General features: G+C 72.8%; 22 protein-coding genes. 11 read left to right on the forward strand and 11 right to left on the reverse strand.

Translation table 11 applies throughout. The features are described from left to right. The coding region (locus tag ACFY36_RS18385; RefSeq protein WP_499747163.1) for an RNA polymerase sigma factor at positions 1-875 on the reverse strand (875 nt) is incomplete at its 3' end. 130 nt (positions 876-1,005) lie between these two features. Here ACFY36_RS18385 and ACFY36_RS18390 point away from each other — a divergent pair. From ACFY36_RS18390 to ACFY36_RS18405, 4 genes are all read left to right on the forward strand, one after another. After that, positions 1,006-1,401 carry an ATP-binding protein gene (locus tag ACFY36_RS18390; RefSeq protein ID WP_499747164.1) on the forward strand — a complete coding sequence of 132 codons (396 nt, stop codon included), beginning with the start codon at positions 1,006-1,008 and terminating at the stop codon, positions 1,399-1,401. 100 nt (positions 1,402-1,501) lie between these two features. Continuing rightward, the gene (locus ACFY36_RS18395) at positions 1,502-2,638 is read left to right on the forward strand and encodes a PP2C family protein-serine/threonine phosphatase (protein ID WP_499747165.1); all 1,137 of its coding nucleotides are present in this window, start codon (positions 1,502-1,504) and stop codon (positions 2,636-2,638) included. Between the two features lie 90 nt (positions 2,639-2,728). Beyond that, positions 2,729-3,196: a MarR family winged helix-turn-helix transcriptional regulator gene (locus ACFY36_RS18400; protein WP_499747166.1), complete on the forward strand. Its 468-nt coding sequence runs from the start codon at positions 2,729-2,731 to the stop codon at positions 3,194-3,196. A gap of 14 nt (positions 3,197-3,210) precedes the next feature. Then, positions 3,211-4,125: an LLM class flavin-dependent oxidoreductase gene (locus ACFY36_RS18405; RefSeq protein WP_499747167.1), complete on the forward strand. Its 915-nt coding sequence runs from the start codon at positions 3,211-3,213 to the stop codon at positions 4,123-4,125. On the opposite strand, the gene ACFY36_RS18410 is transcribed toward ACFY36_RS18405, so the two are convergent. Beyond that, entirely contained in the window at positions 4,126-4,476 is a 351-nt protein-coding gene (locus tag ACFY36_RS18410; RefSeq protein WP_499747168.1) for a histone-like nucleoid-structuring protein Lsr2, read from the reverse strand. Positions 4,477-4,680: 204 nt separating this feature from the next. Here ACFY36_RS18410 and ACFY36_RS18415 point away from each other — a divergent pair, with 204 nt between their 5' ends. After that, positions 4,681-5,112, forward strand: a complete 432-nt coding sequence (locus tag ACFY36_RS18415) for a hypothetical protein (protein WP_499747169.1) — start codon at positions 4,681-4,683, stop codon at positions 5,110-5,112. A gap of 65 nt (positions 5,113-5,177) precedes the next feature. Next, entirely contained in the window at positions 5,178-6,476 is a 1,299-nt protein-coding gene (locus tag ACFY36_RS18420) for a D-alanyl-D-alanine carboxypeptidase family protein (RefSeq protein ID WP_499747557.1), read from the forward strand. Here the strand turns inward: ACFY36_RS18420 and ACFY36_RS18425 are convergent. After that, positions 6,465-6,962 (reverse strand): DUF456 domain-containing protein, encoded by a 498-nt coding sequence (locus ACFY36_RS18425; protein WP_499747170.1) that lies wholly within the window; start codon positions 6,960-6,962, stop codon positions 6,465-6,467. The two genes, ACFY36_RS18420 and ACFY36_RS18425, sit on opposite strands and share 12 nt — an antisense overlap. A 169-nt stretch (positions 6,963-7,131) precedes the next feature. On the opposite strand from ACFY36_RS18425, the gene ACFY36_RS18430 reads away from it, so the two are divergent. Beyond that, positions 7,132-8,055, forward strand: a complete 924-nt coding sequence (locus ACFY36_RS18430) for a sigma-70 family RNA polymerase sigma factor (RefSeq protein ID WP_499747171.1) — start codon at positions 7,132-7,134, stop codon at positions 8,053-8,055. Between the two features lie 33 nt (positions 8,056-8,088). Here ACFY36_RS18430 and ACFY36_RS18435 read toward each other — a convergent pair whose 3' ends face one another. Continuing rightward, on the reverse strand, positions 8,089-10,413 hold the full coding sequence (locus ACFY36_RS18435) for a HelD family protein (RefSeq protein WP_499747172.1): 2,325 nt from the start codon (positions 10,411-10,413) through the stop codon (positions 8,089-8,091). 149 nt (positions 10,414-10,562) lie between these two features. On the opposite strand from ACFY36_RS18435, the gene ACFY36_RS18440 reads away from it, so the two are divergent. Continuing rightward, positions 10,563-11,078, forward strand: coding sequence for a hypothetical protein (locus ACFY36_RS18440; RefSeq protein ID WP_499747173.1), 516 nt, complete (start codon positions 10,563-10,565; stop codon positions 11,076-11,078). A gap of 7 nt (positions 11,079-11,085) precedes the next feature. Here the strand turns inward: ACFY36_RS18440 and ACFY36_RS18445 are convergent, their stop codons facing one another. Beyond that, complete coding sequence (locus ACFY36_RS18445) at positions 11,086-11,925, reverse strand: sigma-70 family RNA polymerase sigma factor (protein ID WP_499747558.1); 840 nt, start codon at positions 11,923-11,925, stop codon at positions 11,086-11,088. 286 nt (positions 11,926-12,211) lie between these two features. Between ACFY36_RS18445 and ACFY36_RS18450 the strand changes: the two genes are divergently transcribed. Further along, positions 12,212-13,795 (forward strand): DEAD/DEAH box helicase, encoded by a 1,584-nt coding sequence (locus ACFY36_RS18450; protein WP_499747174.1) that lies wholly within the window; start codon positions 12,212-12,214, stop codon positions 13,793-13,795. Between the two features lie 21 nt (positions 13,796-13,816). Here ACFY36_RS18450 and ACFY36_RS18455 read toward each other — a convergent pair whose 3' ends face one another. Further along, the gene (locus ACFY36_RS18455) at positions 13,817-14,335 is read right to left on the reverse strand and encodes a YceI family protein (RefSeq protein WP_499747175.1); all 519 of its coding nucleotides are present in this window, start codon (positions 14,333-14,335) and stop codon (positions 13,817-13,819) included. Positions 14,336-14,370: 35 nt separating this feature from the next. Then, the gene (locus tag ACFY36_RS18460) at positions 14,371-16,998 is read right to left on the reverse strand and encodes an ATP-binding protein (protein WP_499747176.1); all 2,628 of its coding nucleotides are present in this window, start codon (positions 16,996-16,998) and stop codon (positions 14,371-14,373) included. A gap of 69 nt (positions 16,999-17,067) precedes the next feature. On the opposite strand from ACFY36_RS18460, the gene ACFY36_RS18465 reads away from it, so the two are divergent. Next, positions 17,068-18,009 carry an inositol-3-phosphate synthase gene (locus ACFY36_RS18465; protein WP_499747177.1) on the forward strand — a complete coding sequence of 314 codons (942 nt, stop codon included), beginning with the start codon at positions 17,068-17,070 and terminating at the stop codon, positions 18,007-18,009. Here ACFY36_RS18465 and ACFY36_RS18470 read toward each other — a convergent pair. Further along, a complete protein-coding gene (locus ACFY36_RS18470) occupies positions 18,006-18,668 on the reverse strand; it encodes a hypothetical protein (protein ID WP_499747178.1) in 663 nt (220 codons plus the stop codon). The two genes, ACFY36_RS18465 and ACFY36_RS18470, sit on opposite strands and share 4 nt — an antisense overlap. 17 nt (positions 18,669-18,685) lie before the next feature. On the opposite strand from ACFY36_RS18470, the gene ACFY36_RS18475 reads away from it, so the two are divergent. Beyond that, positions 18,686-18,862: a hypothetical protein gene (locus ACFY36_RS18475; protein WP_499747179.1), complete on the forward strand. Its 177-nt coding sequence runs from the start codon at positions 18,686-18,688 to the stop codon at positions 18,860-18,862. On the opposite strand, the gene ACFY36_RS18480 is transcribed toward ACFY36_RS18475, so the two are convergent. The 3 genes from ACFY36_RS18480 to ACFY36_RS18490 form a co-directional block, all read right to left on the reverse strand. After that, positions 18,836-19,837, reverse strand: coding sequence for an App1 family protein phosphatidate phosphatase (locus ACFY36_RS18480; RefSeq protein ID WP_499747559.1), 1,002 nt, complete (start codon positions 19,835-19,837; stop codon positions 18,836-18,838). The genes ACFY36_RS18475 and ACFY36_RS18480 overlap by 27 nt on opposite strands. 121 nt (positions 19,838-19,958) lie before the next feature. Further along, positions 19,959-20,666, reverse strand: a complete 708-nt coding sequence (locus ACFY36_RS18485) for a hypothetical protein (protein WP_499747180.1) — start codon at positions 20,664-20,666, stop codon at positions 19,959-19,961. A gap of 70 nt (positions 20,667-20,736) precedes the next feature. Then, positions 20,737-21,051: a hypothetical protein gene (locus tag ACFY36_RS18490; protein ID WP_499747181.1), complete on the reverse strand. Its 315-nt coding sequence runs from the start codon at positions 21,049-21,051 to the stop codon at positions 20,737-20,739. Between the last annotated feature and the right edge of the window lie 17 nt (positions 21,052-21,068).

Below are 21,068 nucleotides of genomic sequence, written 5' to 3' on the forward strand. Positions count from 1 at the left end.
GGGCCCCGGGCCGCGGCCCGCCGGGGGGGGGCCCCCCCGCGGCCCGGGGGGGGGGGGGGGGGGGCCCCCCCGCCGGCCTTGGCCCCGGCGGCGCCGCCGGCCGCGAGGCCCTTGCCCAGCAACGTGGCCGGCAGCGGCACCAGGGCCATGCCGGCCAGCAGCCGCTCGGCCGCCACGAGGCCGTTCCACGACGGCGAGCAGTAGCGGCAGTCGCGGGTGTGCCGGGCGATGCGCTTGCGCCACAGCGCGCTCGGCCGGCCGTCCCACTCGGCGGTGACCGCCTGGAGGTCGGGGCAGGGCGGCGCGGCGGCGAGTGCCCGTACGACCACCCGAGCCGTCTCGAGCTGGCCTTTCATCCGCTGCACGCGGACCGCCGCGTGCTGGCGGGTCACGTCGGTGGCGGCCACGATCTCGTCGCGGGTCAGCTCGCCCGAGGCCTCGAGCCACCACAGCGAGAGCAGCTCGCGGTTGTCCTCGTCGAGCCAGCGGGTCGCCTCGGCGGTCTCGCGGCGCTGGCCGGAGAGCTCGAGCCGGGTGATGGCCAGGTCGGTGAAGTCGGCTCCGGGGTCGCGCAGGTCCTCGTGGAGCAGTGCCTCGGGGGCGCCGCGGCGGGCCCGGAAGCGCTCGCGCACCTGCCGCACGGTGATCGCGACCAGCCAGGACCGGAAGGCCTCGGGCTCGCGCAGGTCGCCGAGGTTGCGCAGGACCCGCAGCATCACGTCCTGCACCACGTCGTCGACGTCGGCGTGACCCTCCAGGGCCCGCCCGACGATCGTGTAGACCAGCGGCAGGTAGCCGGCCACCAGCCGGTCGACGGCCACCGGGTCGCCGGCACGCGCGGCGATAACGGTGGCGATGTCGGGTTGGTCCGCCATGGTCCTGCCTTCCCTCGGGGCGTCGTCGGAAAGGGAGACGGCCCGGCCTACCTCGGATAACACGTTTTTCGCGGTGGCTCGGATGAAGCTGGTGCGATTAACGGGCGACCGTACCGGGAAACAAGACCACATGCGTATGACAGTCCGGCTGGCCCTACCCCGCGAGGCGGGCAGCGTTCCCGCCGTTCGCCGGCTGCTGCGCTCCGCACTCGACGTCCTGCACGTGAACCGGAACGACTCCGACGATCTGGAGATCGCGATCACCGAGGCGTGCTCGAACGTGGTGCGGCACGCCAGCGGCACGGACACCTTCGAAGTCTGCCTCGATGTGGCCGACGACCGATGCTCGATCGACGTGAGCGACGACGGCCCGGGTTTTGATCCCGGAATGCCGGGTACGCCCCCGTCCTCGTCGAGTGAGCACGGGCGCGGCCTGATGCTGATCAAGGCGCTGGGCGAGAACGTGCGGATGCACTCGGTCCCTCGCCGCGGCAGCCTCATCCATTTCGAGAAGTCGTTCGCCTGACCTCGTGTCACCCGGCCGCGGGCAAGCACCTATGATGCTTGCTCTGCGGCAACTATTGCCATGGGCCGCCTCCACGCACACTGACAGGAAGGACGATCGCGTGACCACCCGCCCGGCATCCGTCGGTTCGCTTCTGCGTGCGGCACCACCCGATCGCCTTCCCGAGGTGGCGGCCGAGCACCTGCGGGCCAGCCTTCCCCCGGTCACCGGAATGGAGATCTTCCTCAGCGACCTGACCATGAGCTCGCTCTGGCCGGTGATCGAGCCCGACGGCGCCCCGGGCGGCCGGCTCGAGCTGCGGGTCTTCGGCAGCCAGCTGCCGCTGTCCGACGCCGGCGCCCCCCGGGTGCTGCTCCCGCTGACGGTGTGGGGCGACCGGCTCGGTGTGCTCCGGGTCGAACTGGCCGAACCGGCCGGTCCCGACCTGGTCGAGCAGCTGAGCGGCCTCGCCGGCGAGCTGGCCGTCGCCCTGCGCGCGGCCGAGAAGGACACTGACCGCTATCGCCAGGTCTCCCGGCGGCAGCGCCTCACCATGGCCGCCGAGCTGCAATGGGCGCTGCTGCCCGGCCGCTCCCTGGCCGGCGAGAGGTTCAAGCTGGCCGGCCAGCTCGAACCGGCGTACGCGATGTACGGCGATCACTACGACTGGGCCCTCACCGGCGACCGGCTGACCCTGACCGTGCTCAACGGCCACGGCGACGGCATCGAGGCGGCCCTGCTCACCACCATCGCGGTCAACGCGATGCGCAACGCCCGCCGCTCCGGCGCCAACATCGTCGAGCAGGCCGAACTGGCCTCCGACGCCGTCTACTCCCGCTACGGCGGCGCCTCCCACGTGGCCACGCTGCTGCTGGAGATCGACCTGACCGACGGCGCGGTCGAGGCGGTCGACGCCGGCTCCCCGCGCGCGCTCATCGCCCACGAGGGCGACATCCGCACGGTCAGCCTCGAACAGCAGTTGCCGCTCGGCATGTTCGGCGACGGCCGCTACGAGACCCAGAAGTTCCAGCTCGAACCGGGCGACCGCCTGCTCGTCGTGAGCGACGGCGTGCACGCCGCCACGCCCGCCGGGCGCCCGGAGTACGGCGCTTCCGCCCTGTTGAGCGCATTGCGCCGGACGCGATTGCAGCCACCGGCCGAGGCAGTGGGTACCGTCATGAGAGCGTTACGCGATTATCATGCCGACGTCGAGCCGGATGACGACGCCGTCATCGTCTGCCTCGACTGGCTGCGATAGCCGCCACGCGACGGCATGATCCACCCGTCCGCTGGGTAGAGAGATCCGGGCGTACGGCCGAGCACGTCTGCAGAACGAGGAAGTTCCGACATGGACCGGCACACCGACGTCGCCGCGGCTGTCGAGTCGACGGTCGATTCGCTGGTGTCTGTCCTCGACGCGGCCCGGCTGGCACAGACCCCGGCGGTGCCGCCGGCCCAGTTGCGCGTGCTCATGATCGTCTCGGCCAACCGGCACACCAACATGAGCCGGCTCGCCGAGACGCTCGAGGTGGTGCCCTCCTCGGCCAGCCGCCTGTGCGACCGGCTCGAGGCGACCGGCCTGCTGCGCCGGGTGCCCGACCCGCGCGACCGCCGCGAGGTGCGGCTGATGATCACCCCGTCGGCCCGCCGGCTCCTCGACCAGCTGCGCGAGAGCCGCCGCACCGCGCTGGGCGAGGTGCTCGGCAAGATGGACGCCGGCGCCCAGCAGGACCTGGTGCGGGCCCTCGAGGCCTTCTCCGAGGCGGCGCGGCGCGGCACGGGCGAGGGAGCCGATCGGGACCGCCGCACGGCGTGAGATAGCGTCGTCCGATGCGCATCGGCATCGTCATCCTCCCCGACCAGCGCTGGTCCGTCGCCGGGCGGCGCTGGCAGCGCGCCGAGGAGTACGGCTTCGACCACGCCTGGACCTACGACCACCTCGGCTGGCGCGACCTCATCGACGGCCCGTGGTTCGACGCTGTGCCGACGCTGACCGCGGCGGCCATGGTGACCCGGCGAATCCGCCTCGGCACCTACGTGGCCTCGCCGAACTTCCGGCACCCGGTGCATTTCGCCCGCGAGGTCACGGCGATCGACGACATCTCGCAGGGCCGGCTGATGCTCGGGCTGGGTGCGGGCGGCGTCGGCTTCGACGCCGACGTTCTCGGTACGCCTGAGCTCACCCCCTCCCAGCGCGTCGACCGCTTCGCCGAGTTCCTCGACGTGTTCGGCCGGATGCTCGGCGACGAGCCGGTGAACCACCGGGGCGACTACTACACGGCGGTGAACGCCCGGGGCAACCCCGGCCCGGTGCAGCGGCCCCGGCCGCCGTTCGTGGTGGCGGCCGGCGGCAAGCGGGCGCTGCGGCTGGCCGCACGGCACGGCGACGGCTGGGTCACCACCGGCGTGGCCGGGGTGGCCGGCGGAGCGAACTTCAGCGTGCCCGAGAGCGCGGAGCAGTGGTGGGAGTCGGTGGCCCGGCTCTCCGGCCGTTTCGACGAGGCGCTCGACGAGGCCGGCCGGGACCGCGACGCGATCCCGCGCTATCTGAACCTCGACACCTCGCCGGTCTTTTCGATGAGCAGCGTGGAAGCCTTCACCGACGCGGTCGGCCGCGCGGCCGCCCTCGGCTTCACCGACGTCATCACGCATTGGCCCCGCGAGCGGAGTTGGTACGCCGGCGACGAAAAGGTCCTGGAATCGGTCGCTTCCCGGCTGCCGCGGCTCCGCGCGGGCGGAGCCTAATCAGCGGCCGTTGGCGGCGCGGTAGGCGTCGGTGACACCCTGCGGAATGCGGCCGCGCTCGGAAATCTGGTGTCCGTTGGCGACGGCCCACTCGCGGATCAGCCGGTTTTCGTCGCGGGAGCTCGCGGTGCGGCCGCCGGGGCCGCGACGAGCCGGGATGCGGCCGGCCGAGGCGCGGCCGAGCCGGGTGCCCGCGTTGATGTAGGGGTCGAGAGCCTTGCGGAGCTTACCCGCATTGGCCTCGGAAAGGTCGATCGTGTAGTTAATACCGTCCAGACTGAACTCGACCGTGCGATCGGCCTTCTTTCCGTCCAGATCGTCGATCAGAGTGGTGATTACCTGCCGCGCCATGACGACTCCCGAGTAGTAATCCGACCAACCGCGGTGCAAGTGTTGCTCGCCGCGGGTTCGCGCGCAACTGTTTCTCTCGAAGAATTCGCCATTCTTTTGACGCGGACACCGGACCGGTATTCAAATGGCGGGCCGTCATTACCGGTAATCGGCGCCGGATAGCTCGGTTGGCCCCGCGGCAGCGCATCACTTAGGGTCACTGGCATGAGCGAGCGCGACGACGACTGGCGGGAAAAGCGCCGGCAGGCCGTCGCCGGCCACGCCGCGGCCATGGAGGAGAGCCGCGCGGCCGAGGCCCGGGAGGCGGCGGCGCTGATCGCCGACTTCGTGCGGCGCGCCGCCGAACGTGAGATTCATCCACAAACGTTGATGGCTCGAACCTTCGACGGGAGATCCACGTATCGAACTCATGTGCGCGGTTGGTACCTGAAGTCGAATCGTTCCGTGGCCGTCGGTGAGGACGGGGAGTACTACGTGCTGACCGTTCCGTCCTCGTGGCGCGCCCGTTTCGCCGGAGCCGCCCTGTCGCCCAGCGTCCCCCGCTTGATCGTCGGCGCCGGTGGCGGCGACGGCGAGACGCTGCCCCTCGCCCAGTTGCTCACCAAGCGACTCGAAGCTGGAGTTTCCTGGCCTTGATCCGCTCCATCCCGGCGTCCGCGGCGGCCGTCGCCTTGCTCCTCCCGGCCACGGCCACCCCCGCTATGGCCGCCCCCGCCCTCTCGCCGAGCACGGCCTCGCCCGCGACGGCCGCTGCCGCGCTTTCCGCGGCCGCGGCGTCGCCTGTCGTGGCCGCCGCGCCTTCCCCGGTCGCGGCCAAGGCCGCCCGGGCCGTCGCGCCGACCATCCCCTGCCCCAAGCCCAAGGTGGCGCCGCCGGCCGGTGTGCCGGCCCGGCCCGTGCCGCCGGCCGACGACCCGGTCGGGTTCGCCATCGGCGGCGACGCGCTGGCCACGCACGGCCTGGTCATTCCGGCCGGGGCCAAGCAGCCGCCGGCGGTCACCGCGACCACCTGGATGGTGGCCGACCTCGACACCGGCGAGGTGCTCGGCGGCTGCGGCCCGCACGTCTACCAGACCCCGGCCAGCGTGCAGAAGACCCTGCTGGCGGCCACCGCGATCGGCAAGCTCGACCCGAAGAAGCAGATCACCGTCACCGCGGACGACCTGAAGATCGAGCCGGGCAGCTCGGCCGTCGGCCTCGTGGCCGGCGGGAAGTACACGATCTCCACCCTCTGGCTGGGCCTGCTGCTGAACTCGGGCAACGACGCGGCCAACGCGCTGGCCCGGCTGGCCGGAGGCGGCGGCAAGGACGGCGTGGCCAGGACGGTCGCCGCCATGAACGACACCGCCAAGCGTCTCGGCGCCTTTCAGACCCACGCCGTGACCCCGTCCGGCCTTGACGGCAAGGGGCAGTTCACCAGCGCGTACGACCTGGCCCTGATCGCCCGCGTCTGCTTCGGCAACGCCGACTTCCGCAGGTACGCCCTCACGAAGGTCGCCCAGATGCCGGCGCAGCCGGCGCTGAAGAAGGGCGGCTTCCAGTTCCAGAACGAGAACAAGCTGATCTACAAATATCCGGGCGCGCTGGGCGGCAAGACCGGCTTCACCCAGCTCGCGCGGCACAGTTACGTGGGCGCGGCCCAGCGCGACGGCCGCCGGCTGGTGGTCACCCTGCTCGGCGCCGAGGCGCGGCCGCAGCGCGGGTACGACCAGGGCGCGGCCCTGCTCGACTGGGGTTTCTCGCTGCCCGATGATGCGTCGGTCGGCAAGCTGGTGACCCCGGAGGAGACGGCCGCGAAGAACGCCACCCCGGAGCCGGCCCCCGAGCCCAGCGCCACGGGCGGCCAGGCCGCCGCGGCCGCCGACACCCGCCCGACGTCACCACAGCTGCTCTCGGTCGCCGCGGCCGCCTCGGTGGCGCTCCTGCTGGCCGCCACTCCTTTGCTGCTCCTGCTCACCCAGCGCAGGCGCACGTCGCGTACCCGGAAATCACGTCAGTAACAGGCCGAAGACCCAGATCACGCCGACGGCCAGGGCGGTCGTGAACTCGATCAGCATGGCCATTCCGGCCGCGGCCAGGGCGTGCCTGGTCGACGGCCAGGCGCGCTCGTGGCCGAGACGCTGGAGCTCGACCAGATAGACGCCGAGCACGAAGCCGATCACGATGCCGATCACCGGGATCACGAAGAAGCCGATCACGCCGAGGACGCCGCCGGCGAACAGCGCCGTATTGGGCACGCCGACGCTCTTGAGCCGCTTTCCCGGTACCAGATATTTGACCGCGGCCCCGCCCAGCGCCACCAGTGTGGCCACCGCCAGCACCACCCAGCGCCCGGCGCTGTCCGAGCCCAGCAGCGCCCAGAGCAGCACCCCGGCCCAGCTCAGCAGCAGCCCGGGCAGCACCGGGATCACCACGCCGACGATCCCCACCGCGATCGCCAGCCCCGAGACAAGCGTGATGACCCCGTGCGAGTCGCTCAGATCCATGCCCCCAAGGTCTCAGAAACCCTCAAGTACGCGCTCTTGAGGGTTTCTGGCAGGGCAACCGGCCTGCACCTCTTTACGACTGCACCGGGAACCGAGGGCGGTCGAACTTCCCCATGTACGCCGGAGAGCCCGATGGACCGGGCCGCCGACAAACATGGGGGAAACGCACATGACCAGCATCGCGAACGCTGCCGACATCAACGCCGACAACGCGCCCGCCACGGTGCTGTCCGCCGTCGAGCAGGAGGAGTACATCCGCGCCCACATGCCGCTCGTCGGCCACCTGGTGCGCGACATGCTCAGCCGCATCCCCAACCACATCCACCGCGACGACCTGACCAGCGCCGGCCTGCACGCCCTGGTCACCGCGGCCCGCGGCTGGGACCCGCAGCGCGGCATCCCGTTCCACCGCTTCGCCAGCACCCGCATCCGCGGCGCCATCCTCGACGAGCTGCGCTCGCTCGACTGGGCGACCCGCTCGGTGCGCACCAAGGCCCGCGCCACCGACACCACCCGCCAGGCGCTGACCACCGCCCTCGGCCGCACGCCGACCTCGGACGAGCTGGCCCAGGCCCTCGGCACCACCACCACCGAGCTCAAGCAGACCGACACCGACGTGCAGCGCGCCACCGTGCTGTCGCTCCAGGGCTTCACCACCAGCTCGGCCGACGACCTGGTCACCGAGAAGAACCCGGGCCCGGAGGACATGCTGATCCGCCGCGAGCAGATCGGCTACCTGCACCACGCGATCGGCTCGCTGCCGGAGCGCCTGCAGGTCGTCATCACCGAGTACTTCCTGCACGAGCGCCCGATGGCCGACATCGCGGCCGACCTGGGCGTCACCGAGTCGCGGGTGTCGCAGCTGCGCGCCGAGGCGCTGTCGCTGCTCAAGGACGGCCTCAACACCCACCTCGACCCGGAGATGGCGCCCGTGCCGGACAACCCGGAGAGCATCACCGCGCGCCGCCGCGCCAACTACTACGCCAACATCGCCAGCAGCACGTCGGTGCGCTCCCGCCTGGAGCTGACCAACGCCCACGGCCACACCAAGTACGGCAACGGCCTTCTGCGTACGCCTGCCAACGCCGCCTGATACGAAAAGGGGCCCCCGATGGGGGCCCCTTTCTCATGCCAGCGAACTGAGCACCTTCGGCAGGTCCGCCGTGTGCAGCACGCCCAGGCGGCGGGTGGCCCGGGTGACCGCCACGTAGAGATCCGAGAGGCCACGCGGGCTCTCCGCGATGATCTCGTCGGGCTCGACCACGACCACCGCGTCGAACTCCAGGCCCTTGGCCTGGCGGACCGTCATCAGCGCGATCTGGTTGAGCAGGTCGGGCTGCTCGCCCACGGCCGCGCCGGGCACGGCCTCGACCAGGGCCCGGCCCAGATCGGCCTCGCGGCCCTCCGGCACGAGGACACCGACACGGCCCTCCCCGGCTTCGGCGGCCTCCAGGCGTACGGCCGCAATCACCTCCGCCGCCAGCGCGACCGGCGGCACCCGGAGTGACCACGGCGCGACGCCGGCCGACCGCACCGAGCGGGGCGGCTCCAGCGCCGGGTCGACCGCGGCCAGGACGTCGGCCGCCACCGCCATCACCTCCGACGGCGTCCGGTAGTTGACCGTCAGCTCGACCAGGTTCCAGCGCTGGCCCACGTACGGCTCGAAGACCTGCTCCCAGGTCGTCGTGCCGGCCAGCTCGGAGGTCTGCGCGACGTCGCCGACCACGGTCATCGACCGGCTCGGGCAGCGGCGCATCAGCAGCCGCCACGCCATCGGCGACAGCTCCTGGGCCTCGTCGACGATCACGTGACCGAAGACCCACGTGCGGTCGGCCGCCGCCCGCTCGGCCGCCGTGCGGGTGTCGAGCACCTCGTGCCGCTCGACGAACGCGCCCGCCTCGACCACGTCGAGCGCGGAGAGGATCTCCTCCTCCTGGTCCTCGAAGTCGAGCGAGCGGGAACCGGCCAGGATCTCGAGCACGCCCTCGGCGTAGTCGACGGCTTCGCGCCGCTGCCGGGCCACCTCGCGGGCCCGCAGCGTGTCGTCGACGCCGAGCAGCTCGGCCAGCTCGTCGAGCAGCGGCACGTCGGCCGGCGTCCACTTGGCGTCGCGGTCGCGCAGCAGCAGCGCCCGCTCGGCGGCGGTGAGCCCTTCGCCGGCCGATTCGAGCCGGTCGGCGTCCGAGAACAGGTCGCGCAGCACCTGGCGCGGGGTCAGCACCGGCCAGAAGTCGAACAGTGCCCTCTGCACGTCGACGTCCTCGCGCAGCTCGCGCCGGGTCTCGGCCAGGTCGGCCTCGGAGAGCAGGTTGTCGCCGCCCAGCGGGTCGGTGCCGATGCGCTCGGCGATCTGCAACGACAGCGCGTGGATCGCCTCGGTCACGAACATGGCGCGGGCCACGTTGTGCGGGCGGCCGGACCGGCGGGCCGCGGCCCGCGCGTCCTCGAGGACGGACCGCTCGATGCGCAGCGGATATCCGTCGTGGTCGACCTCGGCGAAGGTGTCAGGCACGGTCTGCCGGTCGGCGACCGCCCGGGCCAGCACGTCGAGCATGGCCAGGCGGCCCTTGACCGCGGCCGCGGCCGACGGCTCGACCGCGCGGGCGCGCACCCCCGGGAACATGTCGCCCAGCGTGGCCAGCAGCACCCCGGTCTCGGCGAGCGACGGCAGCACCTGCGAGATGTAGCGCAGGAAGGTCGGGTTGGGGCCGAGGATCAGCACGCCCTGCTTGGTGAGCTGCTGCCGATAGGTGTAGAGCAGGTAGGCCGCGCGGTGCAGCGCGACCGCGGTCTTGCCGGTGCCCGGCCCGCCCTGCACGACCATGACGCCGGCCAGGCCGGCCCGGATCACCTCGTCCTGCTCGGCCTGGATGGTCTCGACGATGTCGCGCATCCGGCCGGTGCGGTTCGCGGTCAGCGCCGCCAGCAGGGCGGCCTCGCCGGTCACGTCCTCGCGGCCGCCGGCGGCGGCGCCGTCCTGGAGGTCGAGCACCTCGTCGTCGATGCCGGTCAGCACCCGGCCCTTGGTGCGCAGGTGCCGCCGCCGGGTCACGCCGTCCGGCGAGACGGCGGTGGCCAGGTAGAACGGCCGGGAGGCGGGAGCGCGCCAGTCGACCAGCAGCGGGTCACGGTCGTGCTCCTCGGCCGAGAGGCCGAGGCGGCCGATGTAGAGCGGCGACGCGGCGGCCGCGAAGTCGAGACGGCCGAAGCACAGGCCGTTCTCCACCGCGTTCATCTGAGCGAGCTGCTCGGCGTAGTGGGCGCGCTGGGCCTCACGCTGCGTGCGGCCCTGCGGCGTGCCGCCGGACTCCAGCAGGATGCCGCGCAGCCGATCGTCGGCCTGGGCGCGCAGGCTGTCCAGCCGGCCGTAGAGGGTGGTGAGGTACGCCTGCTCGGAACGGAGGTCGTCCGATGCGGAGCTTGACAATGCCACTCCCCTTAGTGGTATCATTCCCGGGTCAGCGACCCTATGGGTCGCTTTTTTGTTGCCAGCAAACGGTGAGAATAGCGCAGGTTACGGCCGCTCCGGAAAGTGTCAGCTATCGGTCACAGTTACCGGCGAGCCGTTACTGAGAACGGCCGATCTGGATTAACACGGTCATGAACCGCATCCACCCGTTCCGACGTCTTGGCGCGCTGACCCTCGTCGCCGCCGCCTCCCTCACCCTCACCACCGCCTGCACCGGCGACGACGAGGCCCCCGCCGGCAACGCCGCCCAGGCCGCGCAGGGCGGCCCCGAGGCCAAGACCATCGACGGCGCGCGCGCCGCCGCGCAGACCGTCTTCGACCGCTTCTCCGGCGGCGACTTCGCCGGCGCCTGGGACATGTACACCGCCGCCGGCAAGCAGGCGATCAGCAAGGACGACTACGTCAAGCTGAACGTGGCCTGCTCCCGCAAGGGCCTGGCGATCCAGCTGACCAGCGCCCGCATGGAGGGCACGGACCGCGCGATCGTCATCGCCAAGCAGCTCGTGGCCGCGCAGTCGTACACGATGGTGTACGAGGGCGACGCCTGGAAGCTGGAGCCCGCCAAGGAGGGCCTGGCCCTCTACAAGCAGGGCGCGGCCAAGGCGATCGCCGCCCAGAAGAAGGCCGGCACCTGCGCCAACCAGTAGGAGTTGTCTAGGCCGCCACCGGTACCGGCAGTCCGTCCGGTCCGGTGACGGCCAGGCGCGTCTTCAGCGTCCCGCGATTGGCGATCTGGTCGTAGTAGGCCGTCCGCCGGCGGGCCACGCAGCCGTCCTTGGCCGGGGCGGCCAGGGCCGGGTCGAGGTGCGTGTTGAGGCCGTCACGCAGCAGCAGCAACGCCTCGGCCCGCAGCTGTGACACGCGCGACTCGGTGACGCCCAGGTCCTCGGCGATGCGGGCCATCGGCCGCTCCTCGAAGAAGTAGCCCTGCACCACCGCCCGCAGCCGCTCCGGCAGCGCTTCGATCGCGTGGCGCAGATAGCCGAGCCGCTCGCGGCGGATGAGCATCTCCTCCGGGCCGGCGCTCGGCTCGGTCACCATGTCGTCCGCGCCCGCCGTGGCGAAGCCCTGAAGGCTGAACACCACGGCCCGCTGCACGTCGTCGTCGGCCGACTCGATGTCCTCCACCGAGCAGCCCAGCCGGTCGGCGACCTCCTGCGCGGTGGGGTTGCGGCCCAGCTCGGCGGTGAGCTCCTGGCGGGCCGAGTCGGTGCGCCGGGCCCGCTGCCGCACCGAGCGGCTGGCCCAGTCGAGGCCGCGCAGCTCGTCCAGCAGGGCGCCGCGCACCCGGGCCGCGGCGAACCGGGCGAACGGCACACCGCGCGAGTCGTCGAAGCCGCGGGCCGCGTGCACCAGCGCGGCGTATCCGGCGGACATCAGGTCGTCCCGGTTGACGTGGGCCGGAACCCTCGCGAGCATCTCGCGGACCAGGTGGCCGACGAGCGGCATGTGCTCCTGGACGATGTCGGCGCGACGGCGATCGGCTCCGCTCATCATGGGGGGTCTCCTCGCGTACCGGCCGGTGGGGGGAGTTCCGGCGCTGAGGAGAAAGGTGATCCTCGCTGAGTGCTGTTCGGGTCCCGTTCGGGTGCAGCCCGGTTGCATCCACCAACGGGGTACACTTGATCTCGCGGTCCGCACTGTCTTGCCTCGGGCCGTCATCGGACAGGTGCCTCATCACAGCTGCACCGTCCGCCGGATCGGCCACCACGCGCCGCGACTGAGAACAAAGTCTGCGCCGGGCAGGACGACCCCTCGACCCATCTGGAGCAACCGCTACATGACCACCTTTTCCGAGTTCGGCGTGCCCGCCGTGCTGACCACGGCCCTCGCCGACCTCGGCATCACCACCCCCTTCCCGATCCAGGCGGCCACGCTGCCCGACTCGCTCGCCGGCCGTGACGTGCTGGGCCGGGGCCGCACCGGCTCCGGCAAGACGTACGCGTTCGTCCTGCCCGTCCTGGCCCGTCTGGCCGCCTCGAAGTCGCCGCGCCGTCCCGGCCGGCCCCGGGCGCTGATCCTGGCCCCGACGCGCGAGCTGGCCACCCAGATCGAGGCCACGATGGCCCCGCTGGCGGCCAAGCTGGGCCTGCGCACCCTCACGGTCTTCGGCGGTGTCGGCGCGAACCCGCAGATCAAGGGCCTCAAGGCGGGCGTCGACGTCCTCGTGGCCTGCCCCGGCCGGCTCGACGACCACCTGCGCAACGGGCACGCGTCGCTCGACTCGATCGAGATCACCGTGCTCGACGAGGCCGACCACATGGCCGACCTGGGCTTCCTGCCGGTGGTCCGCCGCCTGATGGACCAGACGCCGCGCGAGGGCCAGCGCATGCTGTTCTCGGCGACCCTCGACAACGGCGTGGACGTGCTGGTCAAGCGCTTCCTGCACAAGCCGGTGACGCACTCGGTCGACTCGGCCACCGAGGCTCCGGTCCAGATGGACCACCACGTCCTTCACGTACGGGGTGACGACCGCTTCCCGGTCCTCGTGGACCTGCTGGCCGCGCCCGGCCGTACGGTCGTGTTCACCCGCACCAAGCGCCGGGCCAAGGTGCTGACCCGCCAGCTCAACCAGGCCGGGGTACCGGCGGTGGAGCTGCACGGCAACCTGGCTCAGAACGCCCGCAACCGCAACCTGGCGGCGTTCTCCGACGGCACGGCCGAGACGCTGGTGGCGACCGACATCGCGGCCCGGGGCATCCACGTCGACGACGTGGCCCTGGTCATCCACGCCGACCCGCCGGTCGAGCACAAGGCCTACCTGCACCGATCGGGCCGTACGGCCCGGGCCGGCGCCCGCGGCACGGTGGTCACCCTGATGACCGACGACCAGCAGTCGGAGGTGCGCGACCTGACCCGCAAGGCCGGTGTCCGCCCGACGACCAGCCGCACCCGCCCCGGCGACCCGCTGCTGGCCGAGCTGGCCCCCGGCGAGCGCGTCTTCGTGGCGCCCCGCCAGGCGGCGGTGGAGGCTCCGGCGGCCGAGTCCGGCGCCGACGCCGGCGGCGCGGCCGGCGCGGGCCGCAGCCGCCGCGGTCGTGGCCGCGGCCGGGGCGCGGGCCGTCCGGCCGAGTCCCGCCCGGAGCAGGCGGCCAGCACGACCCGCCACGGCGAGGGCCGCGCCCAGCGTCCCCGCACCGAGCAGGGCGCCGGCGGCCGCCAGGCGCAGGGCACGGGCGGCGGCCGCGGTCGTCGCGGTGGCGGCACGGGCTCCACGCCGGTGCACACCAGCCAGTCCCGCGGCGCCGGTTCGCCGTCCGCTCAGGGCCGCCCCGCCGCCGCTTCGGGCCGCTCGGCGTCCTCGGGTGGCGCCGCCGCGTTCAGCTCCGGCACCCGCGTGGGCGGCCGCCGCTCGGGCCGGTAGTCCCGCGCACAAGGCCGCCGCTCAGGACGCCGACGCGTACAAGTCGAGAGTTATCCGAACCGGCCGGGCGATGATCGCCCGGCCGGTCCGCACTCCGGCCTCGACCCGGTCGACGACGCCGGTGGCGACGAAACGGCAGCCGCCCGCGACCGGCTCGGCCGTCTCCAGGGTGAGCGTCACCTCGCTGTCGTGACCCCGGACGCGCAGGACGCCCGTCAGCTTCCAGCCCGTCCCGTCGCGATGGACCCGGGTGCTGCGGAAGCCGATCACCGGATGGCGCTCCGCGTCGAGGAACTTCTTGCCGGTGATGTCCCTGTTCCGGCGTACATCATCGGACTTGAAGGTCTTGGCCTCCAGCACCGCCGAGGCGGTCGACGCCGCCGGATCGGCCGCGACCGTGACGGTGCCGCCGCGCAGGGCCATGGTCGCCGCGACCGGCTTGAGGCCGAAGACGTGGGTCGCGGTCAGCCGGCAGGCCGAGCGCGCGGGGTCGATGGTGTAGGTGCCAGGGACGAGTTCGGTGTGTACGTCGGTAGTCATGCTCCCGAGCCTCGGCCTCCGGCCGCCCGGGCACCTCAGTGCCGGTACTGAGATGTGCCACGTAGGTCGGTGCGCCGGGTCAGGCCGAGCTTGGCCAGGACGTTGCGGACGTGCGTCTCGACCGTCCGCTCGGACAGGAAGAGCCGCTCGGCGACGGCCCGGTTGGACAGCCCCTCGGCGACCAGCCCCGCGATCTCCCGCTCCCGCGGCGTCAGCGGATCGGCCTGCTTCATCTGCCGGGCGTACGCCTGACGGGCGAGCGCCGCGAACGACGGCGAGCCGACCGTCTCCTCCATCGCGACCGCCGCCGCCAGATGCTTCTCCGCCTCGCCGGCCGCGCCCAGCGCCCCCGCCATGATCCCCAGTGACCGGTCGACGGCGCCCTGACAGCTCGACATCGAGTTCAGATAGAGGCCGGCGTACGGAAGCGCCCGCTCGTAGCAGTTCCGGACGAGTTCCTCGTCGCCCGTCCACGCCGCCAGCTCCCCGGTCATCACCACCACGAAGGCGCGGCGCGGATCGGCCGGGATCCGGTCGAGCGCGATCCGCAGCCGCCGCGTGCAGTCGGCGGCGGCCTCCCGGTCCCCCATGCCCCGGGCCATGAGGCCCACCTGGGCCACCGCGATCGGCATGTCGTCGTGGAGGAAGTCGGCCAGATTCGCCCACGTCCAGTCCCCGGTGTGCTCCGACAGTCCACAGAGGAACGCCAGATAGAGGTAGTACGCCGTGCCGTCCCGCTCGCCCGTCTCGCGCGCCCGCTCGGCGAGATCGCGGGCCTCGCCCAGGCGGCCGGCGATCAGGGCCCGGGCCGCCCGCGCCCGCAGCAGATGCCAGCGCGCCACCGGCCATCCGAGACGGTCGGCCAGCCTCGCCATCCGGGCCGTCTCGGCGTCGAACTCGGTCAGGTCCCCGCGCATCAGCCGCGCGTCGAGAAGCCACACCCGTCCCCACAGTTCGGCGTCGGGGCGCCCGCTCGGACCGGCCAGCTCGCAGCTGCGCCCGGCCAACTCGACGACCTCGTCACCGTCCACCGCCGGATCGAGCAGTTGATGCCGCGCGTGGATGGCCGCCACCATCGCGCCGGGCCGTCCCGAGGCCGTCGCCAGCCGCATCGCCTCGGCGCTGATCCGCCGTGCCTGCGCCGGGTCTTCCTCCTCGGCCAGCAGGAACGCGTACTGGGCCAGCACTTCGGGCCTCTCCGGATCACGCTCGAGCGCGCGCTCGCACAGCCTCATCAGGGCCGGGGCCAGCGGCCCGGCCACGCCACGGATCACCAGCGCGGCCGGCGCACCGACCTCGTCGACCACCGCCTCGCAGTCCGCCAAGGCAAGATCGAGACTGCCTTCCCGGTACGCCGCCTCGGCCCGCTCCAACCGCAGAGCGGCATCGCCCGGATCGTTCTCCAGCGCCCGCCCGAACCAGTGCACCGCCTCCCGGTAGTCGAGCCCACGGGCCGCCGCACGCGCCGCCGCCACACAGGCCGCGACCGCCCGCGCCCGCGACCCGGCGTCGACCGCCGCCCGCACGCGGTGCCGCGCGATGTCCGCCTTGGAACCGCCGCCGAACGCGTTGGTGCCGCCCCGGAGCGCCTTGGGGCCGCCGTCGAGCGCCTCGGCGATCGCCTCGTGCGCCCGGATCCGCTCGTCGCGGCCGAGCCCGTCGTAGAGCGCCTGCCGCACCAGCTCGTGCACGAACCGCACCCGCGACGGCACCCACGGATCGTCGACCAGCACCCCGGCCGCCACCGCCTCGGCCAGCACCCCGGGATCCGCCCCCACGCTCCCCAGCTTCGCCCCCGCGCCCTTCGCCCCCGCGCCCTTCGCGGTCACCGCCTCCGCCGCCCGGTCGAGCACGAGCAGATCGATCTCGGGACCGCACACCGCGGCCAGCCCGAGCATCTCGCGGCAGGCCTCGCTCAGATGCGCGGTCCGCCGGGCCACGAGCCGCCGCAACCCGGCCGGCAGCTCGACGTCGCCCACGGGCCGTCCCAGCCGTCCCTCACGGACCAGCAGCCGGGCCAGTTCCCTTGTGTACAGCGGATTCCCGCCACCCAGCCGATGCACCTCGGCCGCCCACGTCCCGTGCACCCGCCCGGGGGCCTGCGCCTCGACATAGGCGCGGACCGTGTCGACGTCCCACGGCTCCAGGGCGAGGACCTCGGCCCCGTCCAGATCGAGGTCGCTCCGGCTGGTGCCGATCAGCAGAAGGCGCGACCGCCCGATCTCCCGGCCCAGCGCGCCGATCAGGGCCAGCGACCCCTCGTCGGCCCAGTGCAGATCCTCCAGGACCAGCAGCATGGGCCGCGGCCCGGCCGCCCGCCGCAGCGCCGCCACCGTCCGCTGAACGGCCCGGAACCGGGCCGCCGCGACGGTTTCGCCCTCTTCCACCATCGCCAGCAGCCCCGGCGAAAGCTCCCCGCTCGACGAGAGCAGCCGCGTCCACGGCCAGAACGCCGGCGCACCCTCGTCCGGGTCGGCCCGGCCGGTCAGCACCGTCATGCCCGCCGCCGTCGCCCGCGCCGCGGCCTCCTCTACCAGCGCCGTCTTACCCGCGCCGGCCTCGCCGATCACCAGGGCGACCGCGCCCTCGCCACGCTCGGCACCGGCCCGCAGCCGGTCGAGCGCGACCACCTCGGCCACCCGGCCGACCAGCGCGGCGCCCATGCCGTCCACCCTGCCCCGCCCCGCAGCCGATGTCGACCCCGCCCAGGAGGGAGCCGCTACCCTCCAGCCATGATCGAGAGGGTGAGGGTCGCGGTCGTCGGGGTCGGCAACAACACCTCGGCGCTTGTGCAGGGCATCGGCTTCTACCGGCGTACGGGAAGCCTCGTCGGCATCCACCGGCCCGAGATCGGCGGCCTCGGTGTGGGTGACATCGACATCGTCGGCGCGTTCGCGCTGTCCGGGGCCAAGGTCGGCCGGGACCTGCACGAGGCGATCTTCGAAGCGCCCAACAACTTCCCCCGCCTCGACGGCGAGCTGCCGCTCAGCGGCGTGACGGTCAGCCGCGGGCTGGTCGACTCCGGCGGGATCGAGCGGGTGGCGGCCGAGCTGGCCGGGGCCGAGGTCGTGCTCTACTCCGCGCCGAGCGGACGGCCGGACATCGCGTCGGCGTACGCGGAGGCCGCCCTGCGGGCCGGTGTCGCGTTCGTCAACACCACCGCCGACCCGGTCGCCCGCGACCCGCACCTGTTGCGGCGCTTCGAGGACGCCGGGCTGCCGCTGATCGGGGACGACCTGGCCAGCCAGTTCGGCACCTCGGTGCTGCATCACGCCCTGCTGAGCCTGCTCGAGGAGCGCGGGCTGACGCTGACCAGCTCGTACCAGGTCAATCTCGGCGGCACCGAGGACTTCCGCAATCTGGTCGAGCGCCCGGACACCAAGAAGCGGTCCAAACTCAACGCTCTCGGCACCGACAAGGTGAGTCTGGCCCCGCTCGCCTACATGCCGCACCTGGGATCGCAGAAGATCGCCCACTTGAACGTCGAGGCGCGGGGCTGGGCCGGAACCGAGGTCAGTCTGGACGTACGCCTGCGCGTGCACGACCCCAGCGGCGCCGCCGGCGTCAACATCGACCTGATCCGCTACGCCGCCCTGGCCCGGCGCGACCAGCGGGGCGGTTGTCCGGCCGAGGCCGGCGAGCATCTCAAGTCGCCGCCCGGCACCGCCGTCTAGTTCGCCGGCACCGACACCTGGATCTCGTCGGAGAGGGAGAAGCCGGCGCACATCTCCAGCTCGTCGCCGCTCCAGAAGCGGCCCGGGTCGTACCAGTTGGGCTGACGGCCCTTGGGAAGCAGACCCATGTCCTCGTACGTCACGGCGACCACCTCGGCGCAGTAGGCCGTCTCGAGGGCCGAGTCGTCGGCCGGGCCGTTGCCGCCGCGCAGGCGCCAGCGGGGGCGGATCTGGGGCACCCGGCCCCGCACCCAGCGCCAGGCCAGCTGGGCCGAGGACGGGAACGGCGTGCCGTCGAGGCGGGCCACCGTCTTCAGGGCCTTGTCCTCCATCGCGGGCGTGACGCCGGGCTCGAGCTGGCGCAGCCAGCCGCGCTGGCCGTAGCGCTGGGCCCACACCGTGACCGCGTCGCGCAGGTCGTGCAGCTGGACACCGCGCTGGAACGTGCCGGACCACAGGTCGGGCAGGGAGCGGCCCAGCTCGGCGTGCCACATCAGGGGTGGCATGTCCTCGATGACGATCGACATGCCGACGTGGTTCACGGGGCTGTTGGTCAGCGTCTGGATCGCCCGGTCAGGGCCGGATCGTCCCCGGAAGATCCAGATGTCCCCGGTGCGCGTCAGTTCGATGGCCTCGTCGAGGCTGATGGCGGCGTCCACGTGTCTATCCTCGGGTGATGCGTTGGTGGAAAGTAGTGGGATTGGCCGGTCTGGCGGGAGTCGCCGCGACCGGCGCCGTTGTCGCGCGGGCGGAGCGCCGCCGCCGGCAGTACACACCCGAGGAGATCCGGGATCGGCTGCACCAGCGGGTGGCCGAGGCCGCCACCTCAGACAACATCGGTGTCACGGAGTAGGGACCACAGGCCGGCGCCGTCGGGCGCCGAGAACCAGGTTTTGCCGCCGGAGCCGACCGCCTCGGGATCGCCCGACGGTCCGGGCACCGCGCCGGCCAGTACCGACTGCGTGGGTGACAGACGGCGGATGGCGACGGCGGCCACGTTGTCCGGATGGGCGTGCGCGAACTCGGAGTAGATCTCCTGGTCGTGCTGGCCGTCGTCGCCCACGAGCAGCCAGCGGATCTTGGGGAACTCCTGCGAGAGCCGTTGCAGGGTGGCGCGCTTGTGCTCCTGGCCGCTGCGGAACCAGCGGTCGGGGGTCGGCCCCCAGTCGGTCAGCAGCAGCGGGCCCGCCGGGTAGAGGTGGCGGGAGAGGAAGCGCGACAGGGTGGGCGCCACGTTCCACGCGCCGGTCGAGAGGTAGAAGACCGGCGCGCCCGCGTTCGCGGTGATGAGGCGCTCGTAGAGCACGGCCATGCCGGGCACGGCCATGCGGGCGTGCTCGTCGAGCACGAACGTGTTCCACGCCGCCAGCAGCGGACGGGGCAGGGCGGTGACCATGACCGTGTCGTCGATGTCGGAGATGAGCCCGAAGCGGCACTCGGGGTCGACCACGCGGATCGGCGCCTCGGCCGGCGCCGCGCCCTCGGTGAACAGCCGCACCTTGCCCCAGCCGGGCTCGAGGTCGCCCTTGACCCGGCAGTCGACGTAGCCACTGCGGTCGGTGCGGGTCTCGGTGATGCTGTCACCGACCTGGATCTTGACGATGGCGCCGTTGACCGGTGAGGTCGTGAAGCTGCGCCAGCCGCGCACCTTCTCCAGCCTCTTGCTCCGCTGCGGTCCCCGGGTGAGCACCACACGGGCCATCACGCGGGCCCAGCCGGGCGCACCGTACCCCGTGTACGCGGTGATCACCGGCTGCCAGCCGCGGTTACGCAGCCGGCGTTCGACGATCTCGTGAAGCGCGTCCTCCACCCGGGCGGCCCGGTGCATCCGGATCACCGGCGGCTGCCCTGCCGGGGTTGTCGCCACGCCGGCCCTCCTGCCCTCTCAATCGGCCTGCCCGGCTACCGTACCCGCCCACTGCGGCCCCCAAGCAGGGCACAGCGGATTACTAAGCGGTGGCTGGAATCTCGCCGGTGGACCACTGGTCGGCGAACCACTGCTCGTCGGCCGGGCGCGGGCGCACACCGGCGCGGGCGATCGCGGTGGCGGCCTCGGACCGCAGGACGCGCAGGGCGTCGGCGTCCTTCTCGGCGGTCTCCCACAGCTCGCGCTCACGCTCCTGAAGGGCCTGGTATTCGGCCAGGCGGTGGGCGCGGATCGCGTTGCGCAGCGCGGCTTCCTGGACGACCGGGTGCAGACGCGGGTTCCAGCCGCGGTGGGCCAGCACGTCGTTGAGCTGGGCGATGGAGATCTCGCGGTTGCGGCAGGCGGCCGTGGCCGCGTGGTGCAGGTAGCGCTGGCGCACCTGGTTCTCGCCGGGCTTGCGGCGGCGGCTCATCAGCGGATAGGCGCCGGCCCGGGTGGTGCGCGCGGCCGCCTGGTCGGCGGCGTCGAAGGCCTGCCAGGCCTCGTCGAGCTCGCGCTGAGTGGCCTCCCACTCGGCACGGCTGCGGGCGGCGGTCGCGGCGGCGCGCCCGGCCGCGACGGTGACCTCGTCGGCGTAGCGCTGGGCCTCGGCCTCGGCCGGCGAAGGAGCGGGCGCATGCCGGGGAATCGCCATGGCGGCGACGGCGATCGCGATGCCGAGCAGCAGGAACAGCCAGAGCGCGACGGCCAGGGGCAGGGAGACGAAGAAGCTTTCCAGGGCGGTTTCCATCGCAACCTCACGATCGGTTCGTGGGCGGATATAGGAAAGGTGACTTACGACAGGCGCGGCAGAAGAGGCTTCAGAGAGCCGGCGGACCGCGGACCGGGCGGACCCGGAGGGCGACGCCGGCGAGCAGCACGATCACGGTCGCCGCGATCAGCGCCGGCACGGTCACGGGAGGCGCCGGCGCGGGATCGGCGACGAGAGTCGCCGTCGGCGCCCGGGTCGCGGCCTCAGCCCGTACGGAGGAAACAAACGCGACAGGCGCAGCCGGCGCAACCGGCGGGGTCGCGGGGACCGTGAAGGCGAGCGCGAGCATGGCCAGCCCCGTGAGGAAGCGCAGGAGGCGGCGCCCGTCCCAATGACGGGGGAGCACACGCGTCACTGCTGCCACGCGTTCAACGTACCGAA

It is taken from the genome of Actinoplanes sp. NPDC000266, assembly GCF_042899005.1.
GTDB lineage: Bacteria > Actinomycetota > Actinomycetes > Mycobacteriales > Micromonosporaceae > Actinoplanes.